The organism is Streptomyces sp. NPDC005533, from assembly GCF_042871845.1.
In the GTDB taxonomy this organism is placed as follows: Bacteria; Actinomycetota; Actinomycetes; order Streptomycetales; family Streptomycetaceae; genus Streptomyces.
Map to the genome: position 1 here is coordinate 85,995 of NZ_JBIAJH010000012.1, position 26,152 is coordinate 112,146.

Below are 26,152 nucleotides of genomic sequence, written 5' to 3' on the forward strand. Positions count from 1 at the left end.
TTCCGTACCGCCGCGGCGGCACGGAAGGCGGGACGGGCCGGGAGGCGGCCGGGCCGGACGGCCGGGCCGCCCGTCACACGGTGGCCGGCCGGCAGCTGCGGCACCCCCTGAACCCGGCGGCGGCAGCCTCGTCGGCCGAGGTGAACGGCACCTCGTGCCGGGCGGTGATCCGCCGCGCGTGCGCACACGTCGGGTAGCAGAAGATCCGCGTGGTCCCGCTGCCCAGGAAACGGGCACCGAGGCGCACGAACCGCTCCACCCGCTCGGCGTCCACGCCCTCCCATTCCCTCAGTCCCCGCTCGAACCCGGCCGGCAGCCCGCAGTCCGCCGGCAGCCCGTCGTCCCGGCACACCCGGTGCGCCGGGACGAGCACGGGGACGGGATTGGCCCGGACCGCCGCCATCACCTCCGCGGGGGCGAGGCCGGGCAGTCCGGCCTCGCGGGCCAGCCAGGCCGTCGGGCGCAGCTGCCCGAACGGGATGAGCCGGGTGGCCTGGAGGACCGCGCGCTGCTCCCCGGGCAGCGGCCCGAAGTCGTAGCGCAGGGTGCGGTCGCGCCCGCGCAGGGCCCGCGCCAGACCCGGCGGGGGCTTGGCCGCCGAGAGCACCGACCGCCGGGTACGGGCCCGGTAGGCCTCCTCGAACTCCGCCTCGTCGGCGTACCAGTCCGTGGCGGCGGCACCCGTCACCGCTCCCCGCCCGTGGGCGACGTAGAGGGTGCCGACCGGGGAGTCGGCGCGTACGTAGCTGTCGTAGCGGTGTGCCGGAACACCGGCGCGCTCCAGCACACGGAGCGCGAACCCCGCGGGCGCCACCTGGCGCAGGGTGCCCAACTCGTCCGGCAGTCTCATCCCGCCGCCTCCTTCCGTTCCTCTCGGGCCGGCCCGTACCACGTGCGGTCGACGGCCAGGGCGGGCTCGGCGCGCAGAGTGGCCAGACCCCGCGACACCTGCGCCTTCACCGTTCCGACCGGGCAGTCCAGGACCGCGGCCATTTCCTGGTAACTCAGCTCGCCGATGTACCGCAGGACCACCGGCAGCCGGTGGTGGTCCGGCAGACCCGACAGCGCGGCCACCAGCCGGGCCCGCCGTGCCCCGTCGAGCGCGCGCTGCTCCGGCCCCGGAGCGGCGTCCAGGGTCTCGGCACACGCCGCCTCGACTCCGTCGGCCACGCCGGGCCGCCGGCTCAGGGTACGGAGGTGGTTGCGCCACACGTTCGCCGCGATCGTGAGCAGCCAGGCCCGCGGCTGGAGCTGCCGGAGGCGCTCGACGGGGTACGCGCGCAGGGCCGAATAGGCCCGCAGGAAGGTCTCCTGCCCCAGGTCGTCGGCTTCCCGCGCGGAGCCCGAGAGGCGCAGCAGAACGGAGCGCACGGCGCCCGCCTGGGTGCGGACGAGTTCGGTGAACCCGTCGTCCAGGTCGGTCGCGAGCAGTTCCGTCAGCGGGAGCGGCATCTCGTCCATCGTCGTGGTGAACACCGGACCGCGCGAGACCGTTGCACCGGGCGCACGCCGGCACAGAACAATTTCCGCTTATGGCCAAAACAGCGGTGTTCTTGGCCAGAAGCCATCCGTGGTGCTCAAGGTTTTGGAGCTACGGTCGGATCGTGGGCGCTGAGCCGCGCCCCCACGGTTCGAATTGTTCATGGTCCTGCGGGATTTCGGGGGGCACGATGTCAACCATTGTGCAGGGGGTATTGGGAAAATCTTTTTCCGGGCGCCGTCCCCTCCCGCTCTTTCCTGTCGCGGCGCGCCGTCCGGCACCCACGGTGACCCGATTTCCGAAGATCCCAGAAGATCCCGACGGATTGCGCCCCGCGCGTTCCGTCGCCGCGCACCTTCCGCTCGCAGCCGTTGGACAGGGACCACCGCGCTGCACCTCAGCCACCAGGGGGAACGTTGGAGAACCGCGTATTCGGGGCGAGATCCACGGAGGAGTGCGGCTGGTCGTTCGGTGAACGGCTGCGCTCGTTCCGCGGGCGGGCCGGCCTGCCCCAGCACGAACTGGCGGAACGCGCCGGAGTGAGCGTGCGGACGCTGCGCGACATCGAGCAGGGCCGGGTGCGCCGCCCGCAGACCCGGACCGTGCAACTGCTGGCCGACGCGCTGGGCCTCGACGCGGACGCGGCCCGGCAGCTCTCACCGCCCGCGCACGGCGCCGTACGCCCCGCCGGCGGGCGATCCGGTGACCGGCGCCCCGGTGACGAGCGCCTCCACATCGGCATCCTCGGGCCGCTCTCCGTCCGGTACCGGGGCGCCGAGACACCCGTACAGGCGACGAAGGTACGGCGCTTACTGGCCCTGCTGGCGCTCCAGCACCCGGAGCCGGCCGGCCTGGGGGAGATCACCCACGCACTGTGGCCCGACGACCCGCCACGCTCGTACCAGAGCCTGGTCCACACCTACGTCAGCCAGGCACGCCGGCTGCTGCTGCCCTCCGACTCCGTCGCCGGGTTGCCCGCCGAGTCGTTCCTGACGCGTACGCACACCGGGTACGCCCTGGCCCTGGACCGCGACCAGGTCGACCTGACCCGTTTCCAGGACCTTTCGCTGCGGGCGCGGCAGGCGCACCGGGCCGGGGACACGGCGGCCGCCCACGATCTGGCCGGCCGTGCCTACCGGTGCTGGCGCGGCCCCCTGCTGGCGGGCGAACCGCTGCTGCCGCACCATCCCGCCGCCACGGCGGCCGCCCGGCAGCGGGTGGAGAGCCTGCTGCTGTACGCCGACCTCGCCCTGCAACTGCACCGGCCCGGCCAGGTGGTGCAGGCGCTGCGCGGCGCCGCCGAGGAGGAGCCGCTGCACGAGGGTCTCCAGGCCGCGCTGATGCTCGCGCTGGCGAGCTGCGGGGAACAGCAGGAGGCGCTGCGGGTCTTCGCCGCGGTGACGGCCGGGCTCGACCAGGAGCTGGGCGTCCAGCCGGGCGACGAACTGCGCCGCGCCCACCTGCGGATCCTGCACCAGGAACTGCCCTGGCCGAGGACGGGACCGGTGGCGGAACGGACGCCCGCCGGCGCGACGGCGCCCGTACGGCGGCTGCCCACCGCGCCGCCGCCCACCGCGCCGCCCCGGCCCCGGCCGTCCCAGATTCCGGCCGCGAGCACCGGGTTCGTCGGCCGCGGCGCCGAGCTGGAACAGCTGGACCGGCTGCTCCTGCCCACCTGCGAACGGGACGGACAGGTCCCGGCGGCGCTGGTCACGGGATTTCCCGGCGTGGGCAAGACGGCACTCGCCGTGCGCTGGGCGCACCGGGTGAGAGAGCGCTTCCCGGACGGGCAGTTGTACGGCGACCTGCACGGGTACGGCGACCGGCGCGCCCTGGACCCGGGGAAGGTGCTCGCCTCGTTCCTGCGGGCGCTGGGCGTACGGGACACGGAGATCCCCGACACCCTCGACGAGGCCGCGAACCTGTACCGCACCCTGCTGTCGGACCGGCGGATGCTGATCGTGCTGGACAACGCCCGCGAGGAGAGCCAGATCCGGCCGCTCGTGCCGGGGACGGCGCGGTGCGCGGTCCTGGTCACGAGCCGCAACACCCTGCCGGGGCTGGTGGCCCGCGACGGTGTGCCCCGGATCGCCCTCGACGTGCTCGACCGGGACGAGGCGCTCGCGCTGCTGGGGCAGCTGGTGCGCGGCGGCCGCGTGGAGGCCGAGCCGCTGGCCGCGCGGGCACTGGTCCGGCACTGCGGCGGGCTCCCGCTGGCGGTCCGGCTGCTCGCGGCCCGGGTCGCGGAGTATCCCGGGAGCGCTCTCGCCCAGCTCTGCGTCGAGTTGCAGGAGGCCGGGGCGTTCACGGACCTGCCGGTGGCGAGCGACGACCTGTTCGCCGCGGCCCACGCGGCGTTCGAACCGTCCTACCGGTCCATGCCGGAACCCGTGCGCCGCTGTTTCCGGCTGCTCGCGCGAACCGGGGGACGGCTCGTCAACGCGTACACCATGGCGGACCTGGCGCAGACGACTCCGCCGGAGGCGACGCACGTCCTGCGGCGCCTGGTCGGTGCCAGCCTGCTCCGCGAGTGCGGGCCCGGCCGCTTCTCGGTCCCCGCGCCGCTCCTGCGCTACGCGCGCAGGCTGGCGCTGCGGGAGGACACGGAGCGGTTGCAGGCGGTGTGAGGCGCGGGCGGCGACCGCGTCACCCGCCGAGTGCCAGCCGGACGGCGAACACGCCGAACACGACGGCGGTGAGCCCGTCGGCGATGCGCAGCGTCCGCGGGGACCGCAGGTGCCGGGCGAGCCGGTGGACCAGTCTCATCCAGGTGAGGAGCCAGATCAGGCCCAGGGCCAGGTAGCAAGCGGCCAGCAGGGGCACGCCCGCCTCGGGGGTCATGCCGACGGGCACGAACTGCGGCAGGAACGCCATCAGGAAGATGCCCACCTTGGGGTTGGACCCGGTGCACAGCAGGCCCTGCACGAAGGCCTGCCGTTCGGAGGGGCCGGCCGCCGTGACCGGGGCGGCCCCGGCCGGAACCGCCGCGACCTCCGGTACCGCCGCGACCTCCGCTACCGCCCCGGCCGCCGCGCCCTCGGAGCCGGCCGGGCGGGAGAACCGCCGCAGGGCGAGCACCGCCCAGCCGAGCAGGACGAGCGCGCCGGCCCACCGGAAGGCCGCGAACAGCTGCGGGCTGGCGGCGAGCAACGCGGCCAGCCCGGCCGCACCGAGGCCGGCCTGGACGGCCCCCGCGGTGATCATGCCGAGGGCCGCCGCGGTGGCCACCCTCAGGGACCCGTTCAGCACCAGACCCGTGATCAGGACGAGGTCGGGGCCCGGCATCATGATCACGATCAGGGAACTCACCAGGAACGCGGCGGTGTTGATCTCTACTCCTCGATGGACAGGAGGCGCTCCGCGGCTCGGACCGCCTCGTAGTCGCGCCGGATCTGCTCCTCGTCGGGGTGCGCGAGGATCACGAACCCGAAGTTGAGGCTGTCGACCAGGTCCCGGGTGGCGCGGACGTGGTCGCCGTCGTTCAGGCTCTGCACCGAGAAGTGGTGACTGGGCAGGTCGTGGATGACGTCCAGGGCCGCCGTGCCGGAGACGGTCCCGGTGCGGGGCGCGATGTGGAAGACGCACATCTGGTGCAGCAGCAGCTCGTAGCCCTGCGGGAGTTCACCCCCGGTCAGCCAGCGCACGGTGCGGTCGATCTGGCTGTCGGAAGTGGCGTTGCGGTTGAAGCGCGGCTGGCCGCCGCCGTGCGGGCGGGCACCCAGTTCGATGAGGAGCGGCCCCTCGGCGGTGCCCATCACCTCGACGTGGGCCGAACCGAAACGCAGGCCCACCGCGTCCAGGACGCCGAAGACGTACTCCGTGAGGCCCGGGATGGCCGGGTCCTGCGGGGGGAGCCACCGCATGGTGTCGTAGACCGCCATGTGCGGGCCGTTGTCGACCTTGCGGTAGGCACACACGTCGACCACGGCGTGCTTCCCGTCGTGGCTGAAGGTGTCGATCACGTACTCGGTGCCGGTGACGAACTTCTGGACGATGAGCCGGTCGTCCGTCTCGCCGAACTGGTTGGTCCGGCCGAGCTGGCGTTCGAAGACCGCCCGCCAGTCGGTGCCGCCCGCCAGTTTGATCACGCCGTCGGTGCTGGCGCTCTTGGGCGGTTTGACCACCAGGTCCGCCCCGGCCAGGCCCTCGCGTTCCAGCCAGGCCGCCACCTGCCCGGCGTCGTCGGTGCAGATCTGCGGGATGACCGGCAGGCCGGCCGCCGCGACGGCGGCCGCCATGCTGCTCTTGTCCCGACGGGCCGCGGCCAGTTCGGGCACGTTGCTGCGCGCGGGCACCACCCGCGGGGCGAGGCGCTCGGCCAGTTCCACCCCGGACTCGCAGCCGGCCAGCACGGCCCGCGGATCCAGCTCCCGCAACCGCTGGACGAGCGGCTCCAGGTCTCCCTCGTACACGAGGATCTCGGCGAAGTCCTGCGGCCGCCACGAGGAGGCGTAGGCCTCCGGCGGGCGGGGGCCCGTGACCACCGCCACCACCGGGACGCCGTGCCCGGTCAGCGGCTCGGCGAAGAGGGCCCCCGAGGAGTAGGGGTCGACGATCACGCAGGGCCCGTCGTCCCGCGGTGCGCCCGTTCCCCGGTCAGCGTCCGTCACGGCCGACCGCCTCTGCGTCCTGACCGGCCGGCGCGGCCAGAGCGGCCACGGCGTCGCAGTAGCGTGCGAAGAACTCCCCGGCCGGTTCGCTGATGCGGCGGGCGCGCACCGGAGCGTGCACCATGCCCGGCTCCATGACGTAGGTCACCGGCGTCCCGTTCTGCCGCAGCCGCTCGGTGCACTTCTCGGCGTCGACGCGCAGCGAGTCCATCTCGCAGCCCACCACGTAGGCGGGGGGCAGGTCGTGGAAGTCCCCGGTCAGCAGCGGCGACACGTACGGGTCCTCCGCCTGTTCGGGCTCGGGGCAGTAACAGGCGGTGTAGAACTCCATCTCGCCGCCGGAGAGCAGGGGGGCGTCCTCGCCTCCGTGCCGCCACCGGGTGAAGTCCAGCACCGGGCTGATCACGGCCTGGCCGCGCAACCGGGGGCCGCCCCGGTCGCGCGCCATCATCGAGAGGACCACGGCCATGTTGGCCCCCGAGCTCTCCCCGCAGAGCACCGCGGCGTCGGGGTCGACGCCGTCGAGCCCGAGGGCGGGCAGGTCGGCCAGGGTGGCGCACAGGCCGGCGTAACAGTCCTCCAGCGGACCGGGGTACGGGTTCTCCGGGGCCATGTCGAAGTCCAGGGCGACCGCCACCAGGCCGGTGCGGTCGGCGAGTTCGGCGACCAGGCTGTGGTGGCTGTGGAGCGAGCCGATGACGAAGCCGCCGCCGCGTATGTAGAACAGCGGGGCGTCGCCCGTGCGCCGGGCCGGTTCGTAGATACGGATCCGGGCGGTGCGGCCCGCGTGGGTGACGGTCGCGTCACGGTGGCCGACCCCCTCGGGCACCGGGATGGGCAGTACCTCGGTCAACGCGTCGTACAGGGCGCGCTGTCGTTCGACGGGGTAGGTGTAGAAGTCGGGTGGCAGGGCGCCGTCGACGGTCTCCACGAACTTCTCGATGCCGTCTGCGTAGGCCATGGGCAGCTTCGCTCACTTCCGGATGCGGGGCGGGGAGGTGCTCAGGAGGTTTCAGCGGTGGCCGGGGCGGCCGGGCCGCCGGAGGCCGCGGCGGTCGGCTCGGCGGGACGGGCGTCGGCCGGACCGGGCCCGGCGGCCCGTTCCTCCTCGGCGGCCGGGGGTTCGGCCATCCCGAAGAGGGTGGCGACGACCGCCACCGCGGTCAGGCCGCCGCACAGCCACCACACGGAGGCCGCCGAGGCCTGCCAGGCGGCGATGCCGATCACCGGCCCGACGGCGTAGCCGATCTGCATGGGGAAGGCGCAGGCGGCGATGTACCGGCCGCGCAGGTGTGCGGGGGCCACCTTGCCGGGCCAGGCGGAGGCGGTCGGGGTGCCGACGATCTCGCCGATCGTCCACACCACGGTCGCGACGACGAAGACGGCCATGCCGGGGCCGGCCACGTACAGGTTCATGCCGACGCCGACCAGGCCGATGCCCAGGGCGACCGCGAACCGGGCCGGGAGGTGCTGCACGTACTTGGTGAACAGCAGCTCCAGGCAGATCACCATGGCCGCGTTCATCGACAGCAGGACCGAGTAGAAGGTCGGGCCGTGACCGTCCGCCTTGAGCTGGAGCGGCAGGGCGGAGGTGTGCTGGATGTAGACGACGGCGTTGAGGAACAGCGCCAGCAGGAACAGCAGGTAGCGCTTGTCCCGCAGCACGGCCGCGTACGAGCGGCTGCCCTCCTGCGGCTTCGGCCCGGCGGAGGCGGCGGTCGTCCCGGTGCGGACCAGGACCAGCGCCAGCACCGCGAAGGCCGCCTGCGCCCCCGCCTCGGCGTAGAACATCAGGTTGTACGAGTAGGTGATGAGCAGGGCGCCGATCAGCGGACCCGCGGTGGTGCCGAGGTTGAACGCCATCCGGTAGACGGCGAACACCATCACGTGGTGTTCCTCGGGGGTGGCCTCCACCAGCAGCGCCGAGGAGGCGGGCCGGTAGGCCTGGGCGACCACGCCGATCACCGCGGCCACCGCGATCACCAGGGGCAGGGTGTCCAGGTAGACCAGGCTGAGGGTGAGCAGGCTGGCGAAGGCCATGGAACCGACGATGGTCCGCGCGTAGCCGATCCGGTCCGAGACCGAACCGCCGACCAGGACGCCGACGACCGATCCCACTCCGTACGCGCCGAGCGCGAAGGCGGCCGCGGAGGTGCTGAAGCCCTTGTCGGTGAGGTAGAGCACCAGGTAGATCTGGAGGAAGGTGCCCAGCCGGTTGATCAGCATGCCGACCAGGACCAGCCAGATCGGGCCGGGGATCCCCCTCAGCGTCTCGGTGACGGAAGGCCGGCCGGCCTTCTGCCCCTCCGGGGAGCCTTGTCCGGTGGCGCTCACGGAGCCGGCACCTCCACCGGCCGGGAGGCGACCTCCACGATCTCCGGGGCGCGCAGCAGCGCCGCGCGCGCCCGCTCGACGGAGTCGGACAGCGCGATCACCCGGGCGTAGCGGGAGATGTAGCCGCGCGGCGGCAGGCGCAGCACGGCACCGGGATCGACCATGGCCTCCGCGCTGTGCACGTCGGGACCGAAGCGGTCCTCGTGGACGGTCACCGAGTCGATCTCGACGTCCTCGTCGGGGTAGAGGAACGCGATCGCGGCGGCCTTGCGGTGCCGCGCCGCGGTGTCCGGCGTCCGGCCCGCGGCGGTGTCGGCCGCCGCCATCGCGACGTCGACCCCGGTGGCCAGCTCCCCGAGGTAGGGGATCATGTCGCCGCCGAGGCGGGCGTTGACCTCCATCAGGCGCAGACCGCCGGCGGTGATGCGGAACTCGGTGTGGCTGACTCCCGTGTGGAAGCCCAGCGCGGCGTGCGCGGCGCGCAGCGCCTCCAGCAGCTCGGGGTCGGTCAGCAGCGGGTCGGCCCCGTCGACCTCGTGGCCCGTCTCCTCGAAGAAGGGCGCCAGGCCGACCTGCTTGCGGGCCACGACGAGCGGCACGCACGCGCCGTCGAAGAAGACCGCGTCGACGCTGATCTCCGGGCCGTCGGCGTACTCCTCCACCAGGACCGACACGTCGAAGACGGGCACTCCGGGGTAGGAGGCTCCGGAGGCGGCCCGGTAGGCGCTTTCCATGTCCTCGGGCCCGTCCGCCCTGCGCACGCCCATCCCGCCGGCGAGGCCGCGCGGCTTCACCACGACGGGGAAACCGATCTTCTCCGCCGCGGCGCGCGCCTCACCCAGCGAACGGACGCCGATCGAGGCCGGCTGCGGGACCCGGGCCGCGTCCAGCGCGATCCGGGTGGCGTTCTTGTCACGGCAGGCGGTCACCGCCTCGGGGGAGTTGCCCGGCAGGCCGAGCGCCTGCGCCACGTGGGCGGCGGGCGTGACCAGTCCCTCGTCGTAGCAGAACACCCCGGCCACCTCGTGCGCGGCGGCCACCTGCCGGGCCGCCTCGACCAGGGCGTCGGGGTCGGTGTTGTCGACGACCGTGCTCCCCACCACGTAGGGGTCCTCCCAGCCCACCGGTGCGGGCTGGAGCAGCCATAACGCGTAGCGCCGGCTCACCGTCCGCAGGATGAACTCCCTGCTGCGCCGGCCACTGCTCCCGATCAACAGCAGAAGGGGCTTCTGCCCGTCCCACGCCATGGTCCACTCTCCTCGTTCGTCGTCATGCGTCCGGCGGGTGGGGTGCGCGGCCCCTCACGGCCCCGCACCGCACCCCGCCATCACCTGTAGAACACCGGCCCGGCCCGCCGCGTTGCAGCCGCCCGGGGGCTTGGCCGGAAGGGGTCAGCGCGCCGCGCCGGGGCGGGCCAGTTCGGGCGACAGCGGCCGGTACTCCCGGCTTGTGACACCGCACGGCCGGCCGGATACCGCCGGCCGCCCGGCCGGCCGGCGGTCGGGGAAGACCGCGGTGACCCGGCTGCCGGCCCGTACCGCGGGGATCTCGGCGCGCAGCCGCGCGGCGGACGTCTTGCGCTCGTGCCAGGGGCAGACGAGCCGGGAGGCGTCCGGCGTCACGTCGGCCAGGTGCAGCGGGCCGCCGCGGTGCGGGCACTCGGCGTTCATCACGAAGCCCCGGCCGTCGACCGTCGCGTACACGTACGAAGTGCCCGCGACGACCACGCAGTTGTTCCGTCCGGCGACGGAGAAGGTCACGACAGGCATGTGCGGTAGTCCCCCACCGAGTGGATCTCGTAGACGCACTCCTCGGACAGGATGTCGGCTCCGTGCAGCCGGTTGCGCCGGATGACGACGCCCTCGCCGGCCTCCAGGGTCAGCGAGGAGCCCAGCCCGCTCTCGAAGCGCATGGTGCCCGAGACGATGTGGCAGAGCTCGTCGCCCTCGTGGCAGTGGGTGTTGGACAGCTCGTTGAACGGCTCGACCAGGTGCGCCACCGGCGCCTCCACCCGGCCCTCCCGGATGGCCTCGTAGACGGGACCGTGCAGCTTCTTGAGCTCCGGCTGGTCGTCCATCCAGGCGATCTGCTCGCAGAAGTCATGGTCGGCGACCTCCAGGAGGACGCGGTACTCCTCGATGCCCCGGACGATCTCGGGGATGATCCCCTCTCCGTGGGCCTCGATCAGCGGCGCGATGATCTTCTCGCGCGCCATGCGGCCGTGGTGCTGGTCGATGTGGACGTGCTCGGTGAAGTACGTGGTGTCGACGGAGTCGCCGAAGACCTCGTGCAGCAGCCGGTCGGCGCGCCGGCAGAAGTCGACCAGCGAGCTCTCCGTGTAGAACAGGGCGCCCACGTAGCGGAAGAACAGCTCGTGGTTCTTGCCGAGGTAGTGGAAGTAATTGTTCATCAGCAGGCTGCTGTTGAGGTAGTACTGCCAGTACCGGTGGAGGTCGGCCCGGAGGCCGACGGACTCCAGCGTCTGCTCGAACAGGGTGCTGTGCTTGGTGTCGTGCACGCCGTAGCCGTACTCGTCGATGACGACCTTGAACCACTCGGACTGGACGGGACCGTAGTGGCCGAGCACGTTGCGGATCATCGGCGACGCCTCGGAGAGGAAGTCGGCGGCGAACTGCACCAGCCACATGCGCGCCGCGCGTTCGGGGTCCGCGGACCCGGTGATGGCCTGCTCCACCGGCGTCCGCTCCTCGCCGCCGCCCATGTCGAGGGAGTCCAGGTAGCTGTCGAGGTCGGCCTTGGTCCACTTCCCCGAGGTCTCGACCTCGTCGTCGAGGAAGCCGAAGGCGTACCGCTCCAGGGCGGGGCGGACCCGCTCGCCGAGCGCGCGGTTGGCCGGGCTGTAGAACGCCCGGAAGTCCTCCTCCTTGCCCTCCAGCCCGGACTTGGGGAAGAACACGAGGTCGGCCTCGTATATGGAGGTGAGCAGGCGCTGCACGGCCAGGCTCGTGTAGTCGAGGACGTTCTCCCGGCCCGGCACCTTGTCGAAGTCGAGGTGCGGGAGCACCTGCGGCCGCAGCTGACGCCGGTACGGGTTGTCGTGGTTCTGCCAGTCCGTGTTGTCGAGGAAGATCGGGTTCGTGGCGTACTGCACGATGGCGTCGCGCAGGGCGGCGCCGCTGAGCTCGAACGGGATGTGCTCGGGTGCGTGACTCATCGCGTGCTCCTTGGTCCGGATCGCAAGACGTACGGCCGTGTGCCTGGTGGGCGGGCCGGTGGGTCAGATGTGCGCGCTGAGGGAGAAGTCGCTCCAGCGCAGGCGCAGGGGGACCGTCTCGCCCGTCTTCACCGGCACCGGCTTCTCCAGGGGGACCCACCCCTGCATCCAGTGCGAGCGGGTGTTCCCCGGGGAGTTGCACAGCGTGGTGCCGTGCCCCATGTCCAGTTCGAACCAGACGACCAGGGCGTGCGCCTCCCCGTCGGCACGCACGTCGAGGTCGACCGGCCGCTCGCCCGGTTCCAGGGCGTCCTGCGCCAGGTCGAACGCCAGCACCTCGGCGGCGTCGGACAGGAACCGGTGGGGCCAGGTGTCGAGCCGCACCGGGAGGTGACCACGGGTGGCGAGCACGTTCATGAGGGAGACGTCGAAGCCCTCGGCCGTCGTCACCTGGTTGAGCCGCAGGATGTCCTCGCTGCTGACGAGCCGGCCGTAGAGCCGGCCCGCGGACGGCAGCATGATCCCGTCGGGTTTCAGCAGGTGCCGGCGCGCGTGCCGGATCGACGGCAGCAGGCCCTCGCCGATGAGGGCGCAGTCGACGATCTCCGAGATCAGCACGTCCACCGGACCGTCGAGGTCGGGGCCGATCTCCAGCAGGTGGGACGGCTTCCCGATCACCGTGATGACCTCGCCGAACCCGTGGGCGTCGACCACCTGACGGGCGACTTCCGCGAGCATCGGGTTCATCTCGCAGGTGATCACACGCCCCGCGCCGGCCCGCGCCGCGGCCATGGCCAGCAGTCCGCTCCCCGAGCCGATGTCCAGGACGGTCGCCCCGGCCGGTATGCCCCGCTCCAGGGCGCCGACGAGGGCCTCGTTGCGCTCGGTGTCGTTCAGCATCGCGAAGTGCCAGCGGGGCACGGTTCTGCGGGCGATCCGTCCGAAGACCTCGGAGTCGGTGGCCGCACCGCCCGTCGGCGTCGTGAGCAGCGCCGACGCCTCCTCGGCGATCTCGTTCATCTGCTGCGCCAGCGTCTGCAGCGAGGCCGTGATCAGGCGGTGCTGCGAGCTGGTGGCCGACGCCCCCGGACCGTCCGGTCCGGGCTCCGGCCTCGTCGTCGCGCCCTCCGCGCCCTGGACCTGCCGCATGTTCGCTCCTCCCGTTGAACCGCCGGTCGACCGTGGTGCACGAGCGGCCCGCAAGATCCCCGCGCCGTCGCAAGGTCGACCGTACGGAAGGCGGGTGGTGCGAAACTCCAGCGATCCTCCAGCCGTACCGGCGGTTTCGCCAGGCATTGGCTCCCGGGAGGCAGGGGTTGACCTGCGAACGTGCCGGTGCTGCCGCTTCACTGGAAGCAGGCGGCAGAAACCGGGTCCCCGCGCCGGTTGATTCCCCCGATTCCGCCTCTACCGGGCGTCGTGGAAGATCACGCCCAGCACGTGGCGCTGCCCGCTGGTCACGGAGCTCACCCCGTGCCTCAGGGTCACCCGGCTCCAGCCGCGCACCGAGCGCACCGGGCGGTGGCTGACCGTGAAGATCATCCCCTGGCCCTGTCGGGGCCGCCTGACGAGCGGGCGGGACTGGGCGCGCGGGCGCTGCTCGACGAAGACGCTCTCGCCGCCGGTGAAGTCCTCGTCCGGGCGGTCGAGCATGATCGCCACCTGGAGCGGGAAGGTCAGGTCGCCGTAGACGTCCTGGTGCAGGCAGTTGTAGCCGCCGCGCTCGTACCGGAGCAGCAGCGGCGTCGGGCGGTGCTGCCCGGCGGCCGCGCACGCCGCGATCAGTCCGTCGAACTCGGGGGCGAACGCCGGCTGCCCCAGGCGCCGCGCCCAGTCGTTGGCGATCCGGGCGAGCGGCGGGTACAGCTGCTCCCGCAGGTTCTGGACGAGCTCGGGCAGCGGGGGCGAGAAGTAGCGGTAGAGGCCCTTCCCGAAGCGGTGCCGCGCCATCGTCACGGTGCTGCGGAACGCGGTGGGATCGTCGAAGAGCTCGCGGAGGTCCGCGCACTGCCCGGCCGTCAGCAGCGGCGGGGTCAACGCCACTCCCTCCTCGTCCAGTTCGGCGGCCAGCGCCCGCCAGTCGAGGTTCTCCGGGGCCGCAGCGCCGTCCGTCACCCGGGCGCCTTCCGGCGGGTACGGGGCGAAGTCCGGGCCGGGCAGGTCGAAGCCCGGAAGCTGCGGGGGCTCGTAGACGCTCACGTGCTCTGCTTTCCGTAGCGGGAGGGGCGGGGAGTGCGGGAACTGCGCGGAGGGCGGGGACGGGCGGCGGCGGGTCAGTGCGCCGGCGGTGCGCCGGCCTCCTCCAGCGCGAGCAGGTCGCGCTTGGCCTCCGGCCCTCCCGCGTACCCGCTGAGGCTCCCCGTGGAGCCGATGATCCGGTGGCAGGGCAGCACCACGCACAGCGGATTCGTGCCCAGGGCGGTGCCCACGGCACGGGCGGCCCGAGGCCGCTCGAGCGCCTCGGCCAGCTGCCCGTAGGTCGCGGTCCGTCCGTACGGGACGAACTCGGGGAGCAGCAGATTGGTGCGCCGGCTGAACGGCGTGGCCAGTCGCAGGTCCACCGGAACGGTGAATTCGCGGCGCCCGCCGCTCAGGTAGTCGTCGATCTGCGCCCGGGCCTCGTCCAGCACCTTGAGCCCCGGCGCCCCCGCCTCCCCCGGCTCCACCGGCGCCAGCCCGGCCCGGCCCAACCGCTCCGCCGCGGTCTGCGCCGTGCCGTAAGCGCACAGGAGGAGCGCGTCGTCCGTGGCCGCCAGCACGAGCGACCCCACGCGCGTGGCATGGAACGCCACCGTGGCCGGACCGGTGGCAGGGCTGGTGGTCGGCATGGCGCGACTCCTTCGTTCGTCGTGATCCTCGTACGGCCCGCTCGCGTCCCGCTCGGGAAACCCACGAGGCGGCCGACGGTAGAAACACCGCCTCCGTGCGAACAGTTGCGGAACGCCGCACACCACCCCCGCCGACCCCGTCCACAGCGCTCGCGCGGGGCACGCAAAAAGGCCCCCTGACCTGCGTTTCCGCAGGTCAGGGGACCCTTGATGATGTGGAGCCTAGGAGATTCGAACTCCTGACATCTGCCTTGCAAAGGCAGCGCTCTACCAACTGAGCTAAGGCCCCGTGGAACTGGACGCACCCGTCCCACGCGAGAAGGGGGTCGTTCCGCAGAACAGAGTACCGGGTGTACCCCCTCATCTCGCAAAATGATAGGGACTCCCGTCGTGCGACCACTCTCCGTAAGATGCTCGCGAGGTTCGCACCAGCGAAGGGGAGTAGTAAGAGTGGACGCAGTACAGCAAGAGGCCACGGCCAGAGCCAGAGAGCTTCAGCGCAGTTGGTACGGGGAGCCGCTGGGAGCGCTCTTTCGCCGGCTCATAGATGACCTCGGCTTGAACCAGGCCCGCCTCGCTGCCGTGCTCGGCCTGTCGGCGCCCATGCTGTCCCAGCTGATGAGCGGCCAGCGCGCCAAGATCGGGAACCCGGCCGTGGTGCAGCGCGTCCAGGCCCTCCAGGATCTCGCCGGCCAGGTGGCCGACGGGAGCGTCAGCGCCGGGGAGGCCACCGACAGGATGGACGAGATCAAGAAGACCCAGGGAGGATCCGTCCTGAGCAACAGCGGCCAGACCACCATCAGCTCCGGCGCACCCACGGTCAAGCGGGTCGTCCGCGAGATCCAGTCGCTGCTGCGCTCGGTCTCCGCGGCCGGCGACATCATCGACGCGGCGAACACCCTCGCCCCCAGCCACCCGGAACTGGCAGAGTTCCTCCGGGTGTACGGCGCGGGCCGCACCGCCGACGCGGTCGCCCACTACGAGGCCCACCAGAACTGACGGCACGAGGGCGGACGACGGTGACGGGGGACGGGCGCAGCGATGGGTGAGGTCTTCGCCGGTCGGTACGAGCTGATCGATCCGATCGGGCGCGGGGGCGCGGGTGCCGTGTGGCGGGCCTGGGACCACCGCCGTCGCCGCTACGTCGCCGCGAAGGTCCTCCTGCAGAGCGACGCCCACACCCTCCTGCGCTTCGTGCGGGAACAGGCCCTGCGGATCGACCACCCGCACGTGCTCGCTCCCGCCAGCTGGGCGGCCGACGACGACAAGGTCCTCTTCACCATGGACCTGGTCGGCGGCGGCTCCCTCGGCCACGTGATCGGGGACTACGGCCCGCTGCCGCCCCGCTTCGTGTGCCTGCTGCTCGACCAGCTCCTGTCGGGGCTGGCCGCGGTGCACGCGGAAGGCGTGGTCCACCGCGACATCAAACCGGCCAACATCCTGATGGAGGCCACCGGAACCGGGCGGCCGCACCTGCGGCTGTCCGACTTCGGCATCTCCATGCGCAAGGGCGAGCCCCGGCTGACCGAGACCGACTACGTGGTCGGCACCCCAGGCTATTTCGCCCCCGAGCAACTGCTGGGCGCCGAGCCCGACTTCCCCGCCGACCTCTTCGCCGTCGGGCTGGTCGCCCTGTACCTCCTCAAGGGTTCCAAACCCGACTCCCAGGGCCTCGTGGAGCACTTCCTGGCCCACGGCACCCCGGGCGCCCCGGAGGGCGTCCCCGCCCCGCTGTGGGACGTCCTCGCCGGTCTCCTCCAGCCGGACCCCCAGAGCCGGTTCCGTACGGCCACGGGGGCGCGCAAGGCCCTTGCCGAGGCCGTGGAACTCCTGCCGCCGCCCGCGCCGGACGAGGATCCGGTGGAGGTGTTCGACCAACTCGGCCCGCTCCCGCCCGGTTTCGGCCCGCAGGGACCGTCGGCCACGGCGGCGGTGACCCCGCAGGCGCCCACCGCCGGCGTGGTGCCGCTCGGCGCGTCCGCCTCCGTGCGGTCGGCCGCGGAGCGCACCCGTACCGATCCGCGCGCGATGGCGTCGACGGCGTCCACCGTGCCCGCGGCCGCGGCCGCCCCGACCTCGCCCACGGCCCCGTATCCGGCCGTCCCGGCCCAGGTGCCCGCGTACGGGCCGTCGGAGACGGGCAGCTTCCACCTGCCGCCACCCTCACCCGCCGACGTGGCGACGGCGGCCGCCTCCACCGCCCCGCCCGTCCGGACGGCCGGCGGCGTCGCCCCGCCTCCGGCCGGGGCCGTGGCCTCGCTCCTCGCCGCGGCGCTGCTCTGCTTCGCCGTCGGCGTCTGGGCCCTCACCCGGTTGTAGGACCGCGCCCCCGCCGCCCGAGCAGCGTCCAGCCGCCGAGTACGAGCAGCAGCGCGGTCCCGGCGGCGAAGCCGGTCCCGGCGACGACCCGCATCACGGACCGCTCGTCGGCGGCCGCCGCGGCCTCCGGGGCGGTCAGCCCCTTCTCGGCGGCGGTCCGGTCCGCCTCGCCCACGCCGAAGCCGCCCGCGGCCGGACTCCCCTGGTACGCGGGCGCCTTGGCCGGGGTGCCGCCGACCTCCAGCCGCAGGGTCAGCGGCACGGGCACCGCGTCCTCGGTGAAGTCGGCGACCTTCGAGCCCATCGTCACGGCCACGTAGTACCAGCCCGCGACGGCCACGGACCGCACGGTCCGGTCACTGGCGAACCGGTTCTCGTAGGCGACGGGAGGGGTCTTCCCCAGGGTGATCCCGGCCTGCTTGCCGTCGTAGGAGACGTCCTTGTCGGAGACCAGGCCCCGGTACGGGGTGTAGAGCGCGACGGTGAGCCCGCCCGAGGCGGAGCCGTACGTCTTGGTCATCCGGGCGGCGGCGAGTTCGGCGCCGACCCCCAGCTGCTGTCCCCAGTCCAGCGGGACCCGGTAGTAGCGGGTCTGGCCGGGCCGCATCTCGTCGCGCCACACGCCCGCGCGCAGGGCGCGCGCGTCGTTGAAGCCGGTGCCCCCGATGCGGCCCACCGCCTCCGTGCCGGGCAGGGCGGGGGCCCCGGAGGGCCAACTGCCGGGCGCGGTGGTGGGAGCGCCCGGGCCGCGCCCCGGTTCCCGCTGCATCTTGATCTCCAGCGGCCAGGGACCCTGGTCGTAGCCCTTGGCCGACGTACGGGTGATCTTGGCGTAGTACACGCCGGCGGGCGCGCACTCCTCGTCCTCCCCGCCCCACCGGACGCCGGCCGCGCTGATGGGGTAGGGGTCGTAGCCGAAGGTGGCCCGGCCGACGCTGTCCCGGCAGGAGCTCCCGGCGGTGGTCATGATCTCCACGTCGATGCCGTCGCCGCCGGAGACCTTCGCGCCCGCCGGGGGCCGGACCACGGCGGAGACGTAGACGTTCGCGTCGTCCTTCTCCAGGACGAGCCGGTACACGCGCTCCCCGGGGCCGAGGGTGTCCTCGTAGACGCCGCCGGGTTCGATCTGCGGGGCGTCCGCGCTGGAGGGCTTGCCCTCGATCGGCTTGGCGCCGTCCGCGGCCCGGTACGTCGGGACCGGCTGCGGCTGCGTCCCCTCCGTGCGGGCGGCCGCCGGCAGCGCGGCCGCGAGGCCCAGGGCCGCCGCCCCCACCACGGCCCCCAGCCGCACCGTCGTCCGCACCCGACCCATCACGCCCACCCCGAGTTTGCTAGCGCAAGCCAAATCTTTGCATAACGCAAGTTTTCGTCACAGAACAGCACAAAGCCCCGGCGGCAGCGGCAGCCGGGGCTTCATGGGATCAACCTTGGGTCTCACACACCGGAACCAGAAGGCACGGAGTCGGTTGCCTCCGTCCACAGGTCCTGCTCGGCGCGGTCCGCCTGGATCTGGCGGTACACGAGGAGCCCGCCGATGGCGGCCAGTGCGACCAGGAGCAGCTTCTTCACCGCGCGACCTCGTCTTTCGTTGACGTAGGGGACTTCTGGCAGCCAACAATACACACCGACCGATATCCGATCGGCGCCCTTCGAGTGGCGCTGACCCGCCAACTGGCCTTACGACAAAGACCCCCAGGCCTTGGCCTGGGGGTCTTCGACACTGTGGGGCTAACAGGATTTGAACCTGTGGCCTCATCCTTATCAGGGATGCGCTCTAACCAACTGAGCTATAGCCCCATCCGCGCTGCGCGCTGACTCCTGAAGATTAGCGCACAGACCCGGTCAGGCCAAAATCCGTTCCGACGGGGCGTCTGCGCAGGTCATCCGACCCCTCGCAGGCGCTTCGGCGAAGGCCCTACTCGTCCTCGGCGAGGGTCAGCTCCACACCGCCGACGAAGCCCGCCGACAGGTTGTAGACGAACGCGCCCAGCGTGGCCAGTGCCGTCGCCAGCACCACGTCGATCACCGCGATCACCGACGTGAAGGTCAGCACGCGCGGGAGCGACAGGAACGACTGGAGGTCGAAGCCGTTGCTCTCGTTCGAGCCGGTCGCCTCGCTGATGGTGCCGCCGACGGTCGAGAAGACGCCCATCGCGTCCATGACCATCCACAGCACCGCCGCCGCCACGATCGTGCAGATGCCCAGCGCGATCGACAGCAGGAAGCTGACCTTCATCACCGACCACGGGTCGGCCTTGGCCACCCGCAGCCGTGCCTTGCGCGTCCTGGGCGCCGTACGGACCCCCGTACGCGGCTTGCGCTGCGCGGCGGCTCCCCCGTTCGCCCGGGGCGCGCCCGGGCCCGAGGGCGCCGCGTACGCCTGCGGCGGCTGGTACGGCGGCGGTGCGGGCCGGTCCTGGCCGGCTTCCGCGCCGGCCGTCGGCTGCGGCCCTCGGGTGTCCGTCACGGCGATCCCCCTGCCCTCGGCGGTGGCGTCGCCACCCTGGGAGTCCGCGGCGGGGCCACGGGCACCGTTCTCCCCAGTCCTGGCCGGTCCGGCGCCCGTGGCTCCACTCACGACTTACTCCTCGTGCTCCCCGGCCGAAGGCTGCGTGCCCTCGGCGGCCTCGGCGGCCTGTCCGTCGGCCACCTCGGTGTCGTTCTCGTCGGCCTCGACCTCGTCAGCTTCCTGACCGGCCTCGGCGTTGCGGGCGATGCCGACCACGGCATCGCGCTTGCCCAGGTTGATCAGCTGGACGCCCATGGTGTCACGGCCGGTCTCCCTGACTTCGTTGACGCGCGTACGAATCACACCACCGCCCAGCGTGATGGCGAGAATCTCGTCCGTTTCGTCCACCACGAGCGCCCCTACGAGCGACCCGCGGTCCTCCACGATCTTCGCGGCCTTGATGCCCAGACCGCCACGACCCTGGACGCGGTACTCGTCCACCGGCGTCCGCTTGGCGTAGCCGCCGTCGGTCGCGGTGAAGACGAACGTACCCGGCCTCACAACGCTCATGGAGAGCAGTTCGTCACCCTCGCGGAAACTCATGCCCTTCACGCCCGAGGTCGCGCGGCCCATCGGACGCAGCGCGTCGTCGGTCGCCGTGAAGCGGATCGACTGCGCCTTCTTGCTGATCAGCAGCAGGTCGTCCTCGGCGGACACCAGCTCCGCACCGATCAGCTCGTCGGCGGTGCCGTCGGCGCCGTCCGCGCCGGTCTCCCGGAGGTTGATCGCGATCACGCCACCCGAACGGGGCGAGTCGTAGTCCTTGAGCGCCGTCTTCTTCACCAGGCCGCCCTTGGTGGCCAGAATCAGGTAGGGCGCCGCCTCGTAGTCGCGGATCGCGAGGATCTGGGCGATCTTCTCGTCCGGCTGGAAGGCCAGCAGGTTCGCCACGTGCTGCCCGCGGGCGTCACGGCCGGCGTCCGGGAGCTCGTACGCCTTGGACCGGTAGACGCGGCCCTTGTTCGTGAAGAACAGCAGCCAGTGGTGCGTGGTGGACACGAAGAAGTGGTCGACCAGGTCGTCCTGCTTCAGCTTCGTGCCGCGCACGCCCTTGCCGCCGCGCTTCTGCGAGCGGTAGTCCTCGGTCTTGGTGCGCTTGACGTAACCGCCGTGCGTGATCGTGACGACGATGTCCTCTTCGGCGATCAGGTCCTCGATGGACATGTCACCGTCGAAGGGCACCAGCTTGGACCGCCGGTCGTCGCCGAACTTCTCGACGATGGCCGCCAGTTCCTCGCTCACGATGGAGCGCTGACGCTCCTCCGAGGCCAGGATCGCGTTGTACTCGTTGATCTTGGCCTGGAGCTCGTCGTGCTCGGCGACGATCTTCTGCCGCTCCAGGGCCGCGAGACGGCGGAGCTGCATCTCCAGGATCGCGTTGGCCTGGATCTCGTCGATCTCCAGGAGGCCCATCAGGCCCTCGCGCGCGATCTCGACCGTGTTGCTGCGCCGGATCAGCGCGATGACCTCGTCGATCGCGTCGAGCGCCTTGAGCAGACCGCGCAGGATGTGGGCGCGCTCCTCCGCCTTGCGCAGGCGGAACTTCGTGCGCCGGACGATGACCTCGATCTGGTGCGTCACCCAGTGGCGGATGAAGGCGTCGATCGACAGCGTGCGCGGCACGCCGTCCACCAGCGCCAGCATGTTCGCGCCGAAGTTCGTCTGCAGGTCGGTGTGCTTGTAGAGGTTGTTCAGCACGACCTTCGCGACGGCGTCCCGCTTCAGGACGATCACCAGGCGCTGGCCGGTCCGCGACGAGGTCTCGTCACGGACGTCGGCGATGCCGCCGACCTTGCCGTCCTTCACCAGGTCCGCGATCTTCTGCGCGAGGTTGTCGGGGTTGGTCTGGTACGGGAGCTCCGTGACCACCAGGCACTGGCGGTTCTGGATCTCCTCGACCTCCACCACCGCCCGCATCGTGATGGAGCCGCGACCGGTCCGGTACGCCTCCTCGATGCCCTTGCGGCCCACGACCAGGGCGCCGGAGGGGAAGTCCGGGCCCTTGATCCGCTCGATGAGCGCGTCCTGGAGCTCCTCGTGCGAGGCCTCCGGGTGCTCCAGCGCCCACTGGGCGCCGGCCGCGACCTCGCGCAGGTTGTGCGGCGGGATGTTGGTCGCCATGCCGACCGCGATGCCGGCGCTGCCGTTGACCAGCAGGTTCGGGAAGCGCGCCGGCAGGACCGTCGGCTCCTGGTTGCGGCCGTCGTAGTTGTCCTGGAAGTCGACGGTCTCCTCGTCGATGTCCCGGAGCATCTCCATGGCCTGCGGCATGAGCTTGCACTCGGTGTAGCGCATCGCGGCCGCCGGGTCGTTGCCCGGGGAGCCGAAGTTGCCGTTGCTGTCCACCAGCGGCATGCGCATCGACCACGGCTGGGCCAGGCGGACCAGGGCGTCGTAGATCGAGCTGTCACCGTGCGGGTGGTAGGTGCCCATGACGTCACCGACGACGCGGGCGCACTTGTAGAAGCCCTTCTCGGGCCGGTAGCCGCCGTCGTACATCGCGTACAGCACGCGGCGGTGGACCGGCTTGAGGCCGTCGCGCACGTCCGGCAGGGCGCGCGAGACGATGACGGACATCGCGTAGTCGAGGTAGGAGCGCTGCATCTCCGTCTCGAGCCCGACGGGCTCGATGCGGAGCACGGGCTGCTCCTCCGCCGGGTTCTCGGCGTTCTTTGCGGGCTGGGTGGTTTCGTCGGCCATTGCTGGTCAGAAGTCCTTTCAGGCGGCGGTCAGCGGAGCCGACTCAGATGTCGAGGAAGCGGACGTCCTTGGCGTTGCGCTGGATGAAGGAGCGGCGCGCCTCGACGTCCTCGCCCATCAGTACGGAGAACAGGTCGTCGGCCTGCGCCGCGTCGTCCAGCGTGACCTGGCCGAGGACGCGGTGGTCCACGTCCATGGTGGTGACGCGCAGCTCCTCGGCGTTCATCTCGCCCAGACCCTTGAAGCGCTGGATCGAGTCTTCCTTGATCCGCTTGCCGTTCTGCTTGCCCAGCTCCACCAGCGCGTCGCGCTCGCGGTCCGAGTACGCGTACTCGAAGTCGTCCCGGCCCCACTTGATCTTGTAGAGCGGCGGGCGGGAGAGGTACACGTGACCGGCCTCGACCAGCGGCCGCATGAAGCGGAAGAGGAAGGTCAGCAGCAGGGTGTTGATGTGCTGGCCGTCGACGTCGGCGTCCGCCATCAAGATGATCTTGTGATAGCGGAGCTTCTCGATGTCGAAGTCCTCGTGCACACCGGTACCGAAGGCACTGATCAGCGCCTGGACCTCGGTGTTCTGGAGGATCTTGTCGATCCGGGCCTTCTCGACGTTCAGGATCTTGCCGCGGATCGGCAGGATGGCCTGGTACATCGGGTTGCGGCCGGACTTCGCGGAGCCACCGGCCGAGTCGCCCTCGACGATGAAGATCTCGCACTTGGTCGGGTCGTTCGACTGGCAGTCGGACAGCTTGCCCGGCAGCGAGGCGCTCTCCAGCAGGCCCTTGCGACGGGTGAGGTCACGGGCCTTGCGGGCCGCGACGCGCGCGGTGGCCGCCTGGATCGACTTGCGGATGATGTCCGCGGCCTCGACCGGGTTGCGGTCGAACCAGTCGTTCAGGTGCTCGTGGACGACCTTCTGCACGAAGGTCTTGGCCTCGGTGTTGCCCAGCTTGGTCTTCGTCTGGCCCTCGAACTGGGGCTCGCCCAGCTTCACCGAGATGATCGCCGTCAGACCCTCGCGGATGTCCTCGCCGGCGAGGTTGTCGTCCTTCTCGCGCAGCAGCTTCTTGTCGCGCGCGTAGCGGTTGACCAGGCCCGTCAGCGCCGCACGGAAGCCCTCCTCGTGCGTACCGCCCTCGTGCGTGTGGATCGTGTTCGCGAAGGAGTAGACGCCCTCGGTGTACTGCGAGTTCCACTGCATCGCGATCTCGACCGAGAGCATGCGCTCCTTGTCCTCGGCCTCGACGTCGATGACGGTCGGGTGGATGAGCTCGCCCTTGCGCGAGTTCAGGTACTTCACGAAGTCGACGATGCCGCCCTCGTAGTAGTACTTGACCGTGCGCGCCGTGGGCTCGGCCGCGTCCGCGTCGGGGTCGTCCGCACCGACGGTGGCCTTGGCCGAATCGCGCTCGTCGGTCAGCGTCAGGGTCAGGCCCTTGTTGAGGAAGGCCATCTCCTGGAAGCGCCGCGACAGCGTCTCGAAGGAGTACTCGGTCGTCTCGAAGATGTCGCCGTCGGCCCAGAACGTCACCGACGTGCCGTGCTCGTCGGTCTCCTCGTTCCTGGCCAGCGGGGCCGTCGGCACGCCCAGCTTGTAGTCCTGGGTCCAGCGGTAGCCGTCCGTCTTGACCTCGACCGCGACCTTGGTCGACAGGGCGTTCACGACGGAGACGCCGACGCCGTGCAGACCGCCGGAGACGGCGTAGCCGCCACCGCCGAACTTGCCGCCCGCGTGCAGGACGGTCAGGACGACCTCGACGGCCGGCTTCCCCTCGGACGGCACGATGCCGACCGGGATGCCGCGGCCGTTGTCGATGACCCGCACACCGCCGTCGGCGAGGATCGTGACGTCGATGGTGTCCGCGTGCCCGGCCAGGGCCTCGTCGACCGAGTTGTCCACCACCTCGTACACGAGGTGGTGGAGCCCGCGCTCACCGGTCGAGCCGATGTACATGCCTGGCCGCTTGCGGACCGCGTCCAGGCCCTCGAGGACCTGGATCGCACTGGCGTCGTACGAGGCGGTGACCTCGCCGTTCCCGCCGGCTGTGGACTGGTTGTCGTTGGGGTTGCCGGAATCGGCCACGAAGCGCCCTTTCTGGCACAGCACAGGCCGTACTCCGGGCCAGCAGGCATGCAAGCAGGAGCGGCTGCGTCGATCTGCGTTGTCAGCGTGTATCAGCTAGATCCCGCAAGCGGCGGGATTCGCTTCAGTCTACCGGTACCACGGACATGAATGGGGGTTTGCGGGTACCTGAGTCCGCATGTGCCGCCCTGAACCTCCTCTCTCCGACTCCCCACATCCGGGACGGGGCTCAAAGAGGCTCACACGGGCATCCAGCGCTTCGGCCTGTCAACCTCCGGCTACCGTGAGGGACGCCACCCGAAGCGGCCCCGGAATCCCGCGGAGCGGGCCGTCCGCGGTCGCGCGGCCGGCCGCAGGACCGCGCCGGTCCGGCGGCGGTCCGGCAGCGGTCCGGCAGCGGTCCGGCGGTCTAGCCGTAGGTGTCGCCGGGACCCTTGCTGCCGGGCGCCCGCCACGGCCCGTACCCCTTCGGCCGCCCACCCGGCCCCTGCACCTTGATCATCCGGACCGTCCCCTGCCCCAGATCCGCGTTCAGCCGCGCCACCAGCTGCGGCGCCAGCAGCTTCAGCTGCGCCGCCCACGCCGAGGAATCGCACCGCACGACAAGCTCACGGTCCTCGTACCGCTCCGGTTCACAGTGCGCCGCGATCTCCGGGCCGACGATCTCCGGCCAGCGCTCCATCACGCCCGCGACCGCCATCGGCATCTCCCAGCCGCGTTCGGTGCGCAGCCGGTCCAGGGCCGCCATGAGCGGCATCGGGTCCCGGCCGTCCGCGCGGGCCCCCGAGCGCAGTCCCGGCTGCCGGCCCTTCCTGGCGCCGGCCGCGTTGCCCCGGGCCCGCGCCTGCTCCCGCGCGGCCGCGAGGGCCTGGCGGGCGAGGTCCACCCCGGAGACCTCCGGGGCCTTGCGGCCCTCCTGGGGGTTCTTGCCCTGCTCGCTCACAGCCGGGTCACCTCACCGCCGGACACCGCGAACCGCGTTCCCACCAGCACCCCCGGGACGTCGTCGTCCACCGCCGCCGTCACCAGCACCTGTTCGCCCGGCGCCACCAGCTCCGCCAGCCGCTCCCGGCGCCGCGCGTCCAGTTCCGCGAACACGTCGTCCAGGATCAGCACCGGCTCGCTGCCCTCCGAACGCAGCAGCTCGTAGGAGGCCAGCCGCAGCGCCAGCGCGTACGACCACGACTCGCCGTGGCTCGCGTACCCCTTCGCGGGCAGTTCCCCGAGCCGCAGCAGCACGTCGTCGCGGTGCGGGCCCACCAGGGTCACGCCCCGCTCGATCTCCTGCTTGCGCACCTCCGCCAGCGCGGCCAGCAGCGCCTCGTAGAGCGCCTCCCGGGTGCGCGCCGTGCCGTTGTCCACCGGTTCGCCGGCCGAGGACCTGTACGCCAGCCCCAGCGGGCCGCCGCCGGGCGCGAGCTGCTCGTACGCCTTGTCCGCGAGCGGCAGCAGCGTCGCGATCAGGTCGAGGCGCTGCGCCAGCAGCTCCGCGCCCGCGCGCGCGAGGTGCTGGTCCCACACGTCGAGGGTGGACATGTCCATCGAGCGGCCGCCGTGCCGGCGCGCCATCGCCGCCGACTTCAGCAGGGTGTTGCGCTGCTTGAGCACCCGCTCGTAGTCGGATCGGACCGCCGCCATGCGCGGTGACCGCGCGGTGACGAGCTCGTCCAGGAACTTCCGCCGCTCCCCGGGGTCACCCTTGACCAGGGCCAAGTCCTCCGGAGCGAACAGCACGGTCCGGACGATCCCGAGCACGTCCCGCGGCCTGACCTGCGCGGACCGGTTGATCCGGGCCCGGTTCGCCCGCCCGGGGTTCAGCTCCAGCTCCACCAGCTGCCGGCGCTCCCCCTGGGTGACGGCCGCGCGGATGACCGCCCGCTCCGCGCCCATCCGCACGAGCGGGGCGTCCGCGGAGACCCGGTGGCTGCCCAGCGTCGCGAGGTAGCCGATCGCCTCGACGAGGTTGGTCTTCCCCTGGCCGTTGGGCCCGACGAAAGCGGTGACGCCCGGGTCGAGGGGAACCTCGGCCCGGGCGTACGAGCGGAAGTCGGCCAATGAGAGATGCGAAACATGCATACGGCGCCGACCTCCCCCGGCTTCCCACTACTCGCTGTGGT

At 71.9% G+C, this 26,152-nt stretch carries 22 protein-coding genes and 2 tRNA genes; 3 read left to right on the forward strand and 21 right to left on the reverse strand.

Annotated features, from left to right (window positions below; translation table 11 throughout):
• Positions 1-73 precede the first annotated feature (73 nt).
• Both ACFYP3_RS14765 and ACFYP3_RS14770 read right to left on the reverse strand, forming a co-directional pair.
• Positions 74-850 carry an MGMT family protein gene (locus ACFYP3_RS14765; RefSeq protein ID WP_388831589.1) on the reverse strand — a complete coding sequence of 259 codons (777 nt, stop codon included), beginning with the start codon at positions 848-850 and terminating at the stop codon, positions 74-76.
• Positions 847-1,476: an RNA polymerase sigma factor gene (locus tag ACFYP3_RS14770; protein WP_388831591.1), complete on the reverse strand. Its 630-nt coding sequence runs from the start codon at positions 1,474-1,476 to the stop codon at positions 847-849. The genes ACFYP3_RS14765 and ACFYP3_RS14770 overlap by 4 nt, the downstream gene beginning before the upstream one ends.
• Before the next feature lie 420 nt (positions 1,477-1,896).
• Here ACFYP3_RS14770 and ACFYP3_RS14775 point away from each other — a divergent pair, with 420 nt between their 5' ends.
• On the forward strand, positions 1,897-4,107 hold the full coding sequence (locus ACFYP3_RS14775) for a BTAD domain-containing putative transcriptional regulator (RefSeq protein WP_388831593.1): 2,211 nt from the start codon (positions 1,897-1,899) through the stop codon (positions 4,105-4,107).
• A 19-nt stretch (positions 4,108-4,126) separates the two neighbouring features.
• On the opposite strand, the gene ACFYP3_RS14780 is transcribed toward ACFYP3_RS14775, so the two are convergent.
• The 11 genes from ACFYP3_RS14780 to ACFYP3_RS14830 form a co-directional block, all read right to left on the reverse strand.
• Positions 4,127-4,789: a LysE family translocator gene (locus tag ACFYP3_RS14780; protein WP_388831595.1), complete on the reverse strand. Its 663-nt coding sequence runs from the start codon at positions 4,787-4,789 to the stop codon at positions 4,127-4,129.
• A gap of 23 nt (positions 4,790-4,812) precedes the next feature.
• A complete protein-coding gene (locus ACFYP3_RS14785; RefSeq protein ID WP_388831597.1) occupies positions 4,813-6,090 on the reverse strand; it encodes an ATP-grasp domain-containing protein in 1,278 nt (425 codons plus the stop codon).
• Positions 6,077-7,051, reverse strand: a complete 975-nt coding sequence (locus ACFYP3_RS14790; RefSeq protein ID WP_388831599.1) for an alpha/beta hydrolase — start codon at positions 7,049-7,051, stop codon at positions 6,077-6,079. Before ACFYP3_RS14790 ends, ACFYP3_RS14785 begins: the two co-directional genes overlap by 14 nt.
• Positions 7,052-7,092: 41 nt before the next feature.
• A complete protein-coding gene (locus ACFYP3_RS14795) occupies positions 7,093-8,424 on the reverse strand; it encodes an MFS transporter (protein WP_388831601.1) in 1,332 nt (443 codons plus the stop codon).
• Positions 8,421-9,671, reverse strand: coding sequence for an acetyl-CoA carboxylase biotin carboxylase subunit family protein (locus tag ACFYP3_RS14800; RefSeq protein ID WP_388831603.1), 1,251 nt, complete (start codon positions 9,669-9,671; stop codon positions 8,421-8,423). Before ACFYP3_RS14800 ends, ACFYP3_RS14795 begins: the two co-directional genes overlap by 4 nt.
• Before the next feature lie 144 nt (positions 9,672-9,815).
• Positions 9,816-10,193, reverse strand: a complete 378-nt coding sequence (locus ACFYP3_RS14805) for a Rieske 2Fe-2S domain-containing protein (protein WP_388831605.1) — start codon at positions 10,191-10,193, stop codon at positions 9,816-9,818.
• On the reverse strand, positions 10,181-11,599 hold the full coding sequence (locus tag ACFYP3_RS14810; RefSeq protein WP_388831607.1) for an iron-containing redox enzyme family protein: 1,419 nt from the start codon (positions 11,597-11,599) through the stop codon (positions 10,181-10,183). The genes ACFYP3_RS14805 and ACFYP3_RS14810 overlap by 13 nt, the downstream gene beginning before the upstream one ends.
• Before the next feature lie 63 nt (positions 11,600-11,662).
• Positions 11,663-12,748 (reverse strand): 50S ribosomal protein L11 methyltransferase, encoded by a 1,086-nt coding sequence (locus ACFYP3_RS14815; RefSeq protein WP_388831609.1) that lies wholly within the window; start codon positions 12,746-12,748, stop codon positions 11,663-11,665.
• A gap of 258 nt (positions 12,749-13,006) precedes the next feature.
• Positions 13,007-13,798 carry a 2OG-Fe(II) oxygenase gene (locus tag ACFYP3_RS14820; RefSeq protein WP_388831611.1) on the reverse strand — a complete coding sequence of 264 codons (792 nt, stop codon included), beginning with the start codon at positions 13,796-13,798 and terminating at the stop codon, positions 13,007-13,009.
• Positions 13,799-13,872: 74 nt separating this feature from the next.
• Positions 13,873-14,427, reverse strand: a complete 555-nt coding sequence (locus tag ACFYP3_RS14825; protein ID WP_388831613.1) for a methylated-DNA--[protein]-cysteine S-methyltransferase — start codon at positions 14,425-14,427, stop codon at positions 13,873-13,875.
• 216 nt (positions 14,428-14,643) lie between these two features.
• A tRNA-Ala gene (locus ACFYP3_RS14830) sits at positions 14,644-14,716 on the reverse strand.
• A 161-nt stretch (positions 14,717-14,877) separates the two neighbouring features.
• Between ACFYP3_RS14830 and ACFYP3_RS14835 the strand changes: the two genes are divergently transcribed.
• Positions 14,878-15,426, forward strand: a complete 549-nt coding sequence (locus ACFYP3_RS14835) for a transcriptional regulator (RefSeq protein WP_030707692.1) — start codon at positions 14,878-14,880, stop codon at positions 15,424-15,426.
• 42 nt (positions 15,427-15,468) lie between these two features.
• Complete coding sequence (locus ACFYP3_RS14840) at positions 15,469-16,746, forward strand: protein kinase (protein ID WP_388831615.1); 1,278 nt, start codon at positions 15,469-15,471, stop codon at positions 16,744-16,746.
• On the opposite strand, the gene ACFYP3_RS14845 is transcribed toward ACFYP3_RS14840, so the two are convergent.
• The 8 genes from ACFYP3_RS14845 to recF form a co-directional block, all read right to left on the reverse strand.
• On the reverse strand, positions 16,733-18,058 hold the full coding sequence (locus tag ACFYP3_RS14845) for a hypothetical protein (protein WP_388831788.1): 1,326 nt from the start codon (positions 18,056-18,058) through the stop codon (positions 16,733-16,735). The genes ACFYP3_RS14840 and ACFYP3_RS14845 overlap by 14 nt on opposite strands.
• Positions 18,059-18,180: 122 nt before the next feature.
• Positions 18,181-18,315: a DLW-39 family protein gene (locus ACFYP3_RS14850; RefSeq protein WP_208809277.1), complete on the reverse strand. Its 135-nt coding sequence runs from the start codon at positions 18,313-18,315 to the stop codon at positions 18,181-18,183.
• Between the two features lie 154 nt (positions 18,316-18,469).
• Positions 18,470-18,543, reverse strand: a tRNA-Ile gene (locus tag ACFYP3_RS14855).
• 118 nt (positions 18,544-18,661) lie between these two features.
• Positions 18,662-19,213, reverse strand: coding sequence for a DUF3566 domain-containing protein (locus ACFYP3_RS14860; protein ID WP_388831790.1), 552 nt, complete (start codon positions 19,211-19,213; stop codon positions 18,662-18,664).
• A gap of 114 nt (positions 19,214-19,327) precedes the next feature.
• Complete coding sequence (gene gyrA / locus ACFYP3_RS14865) at positions 19,328-21,955, reverse strand: DNA gyrase subunit A (protein ID WP_388831618.1); 2,628 nt, start codon at positions 21,953-21,955, stop codon at positions 19,328-19,330.
• Positions 21,956-21,998: 43 nt separating this feature from the next.
• The gene (gyrB, locus tag ACFYP3_RS14870) at positions 21,999-24,059 is read right to left on the reverse strand and encodes a DNA topoisomerase (ATP-hydrolyzing) subunit B (RefSeq protein ID WP_388831619.1); all 2,061 of its coding nucleotides are present in this window, start codon (positions 24,057-24,059) and stop codon (positions 21,999-22,001) included.
• A gap of 385 nt (positions 24,060-24,444) precedes the next feature.
• Entirely contained in the window at positions 24,445-24,978 is a 534-nt protein-coding gene (locus ACFYP3_RS14875; RefSeq protein WP_030707704.1) for a DUF721 domain-containing protein, read from the reverse strand.
• Positions 24,975-26,111, reverse strand: coding sequence for a DNA replication/repair protein RecF (recF, locus tag ACFYP3_RS14880; RefSeq protein WP_388831622.1), 1,137 nt, complete (start codon positions 26,109-26,111; stop codon positions 24,975-24,977). The genes ACFYP3_RS14875 and recF overlap by 4 nt, the downstream gene beginning before the upstream one ends.
• Positions 26,112-26,152 lie beyond the last annotated feature (41 nt).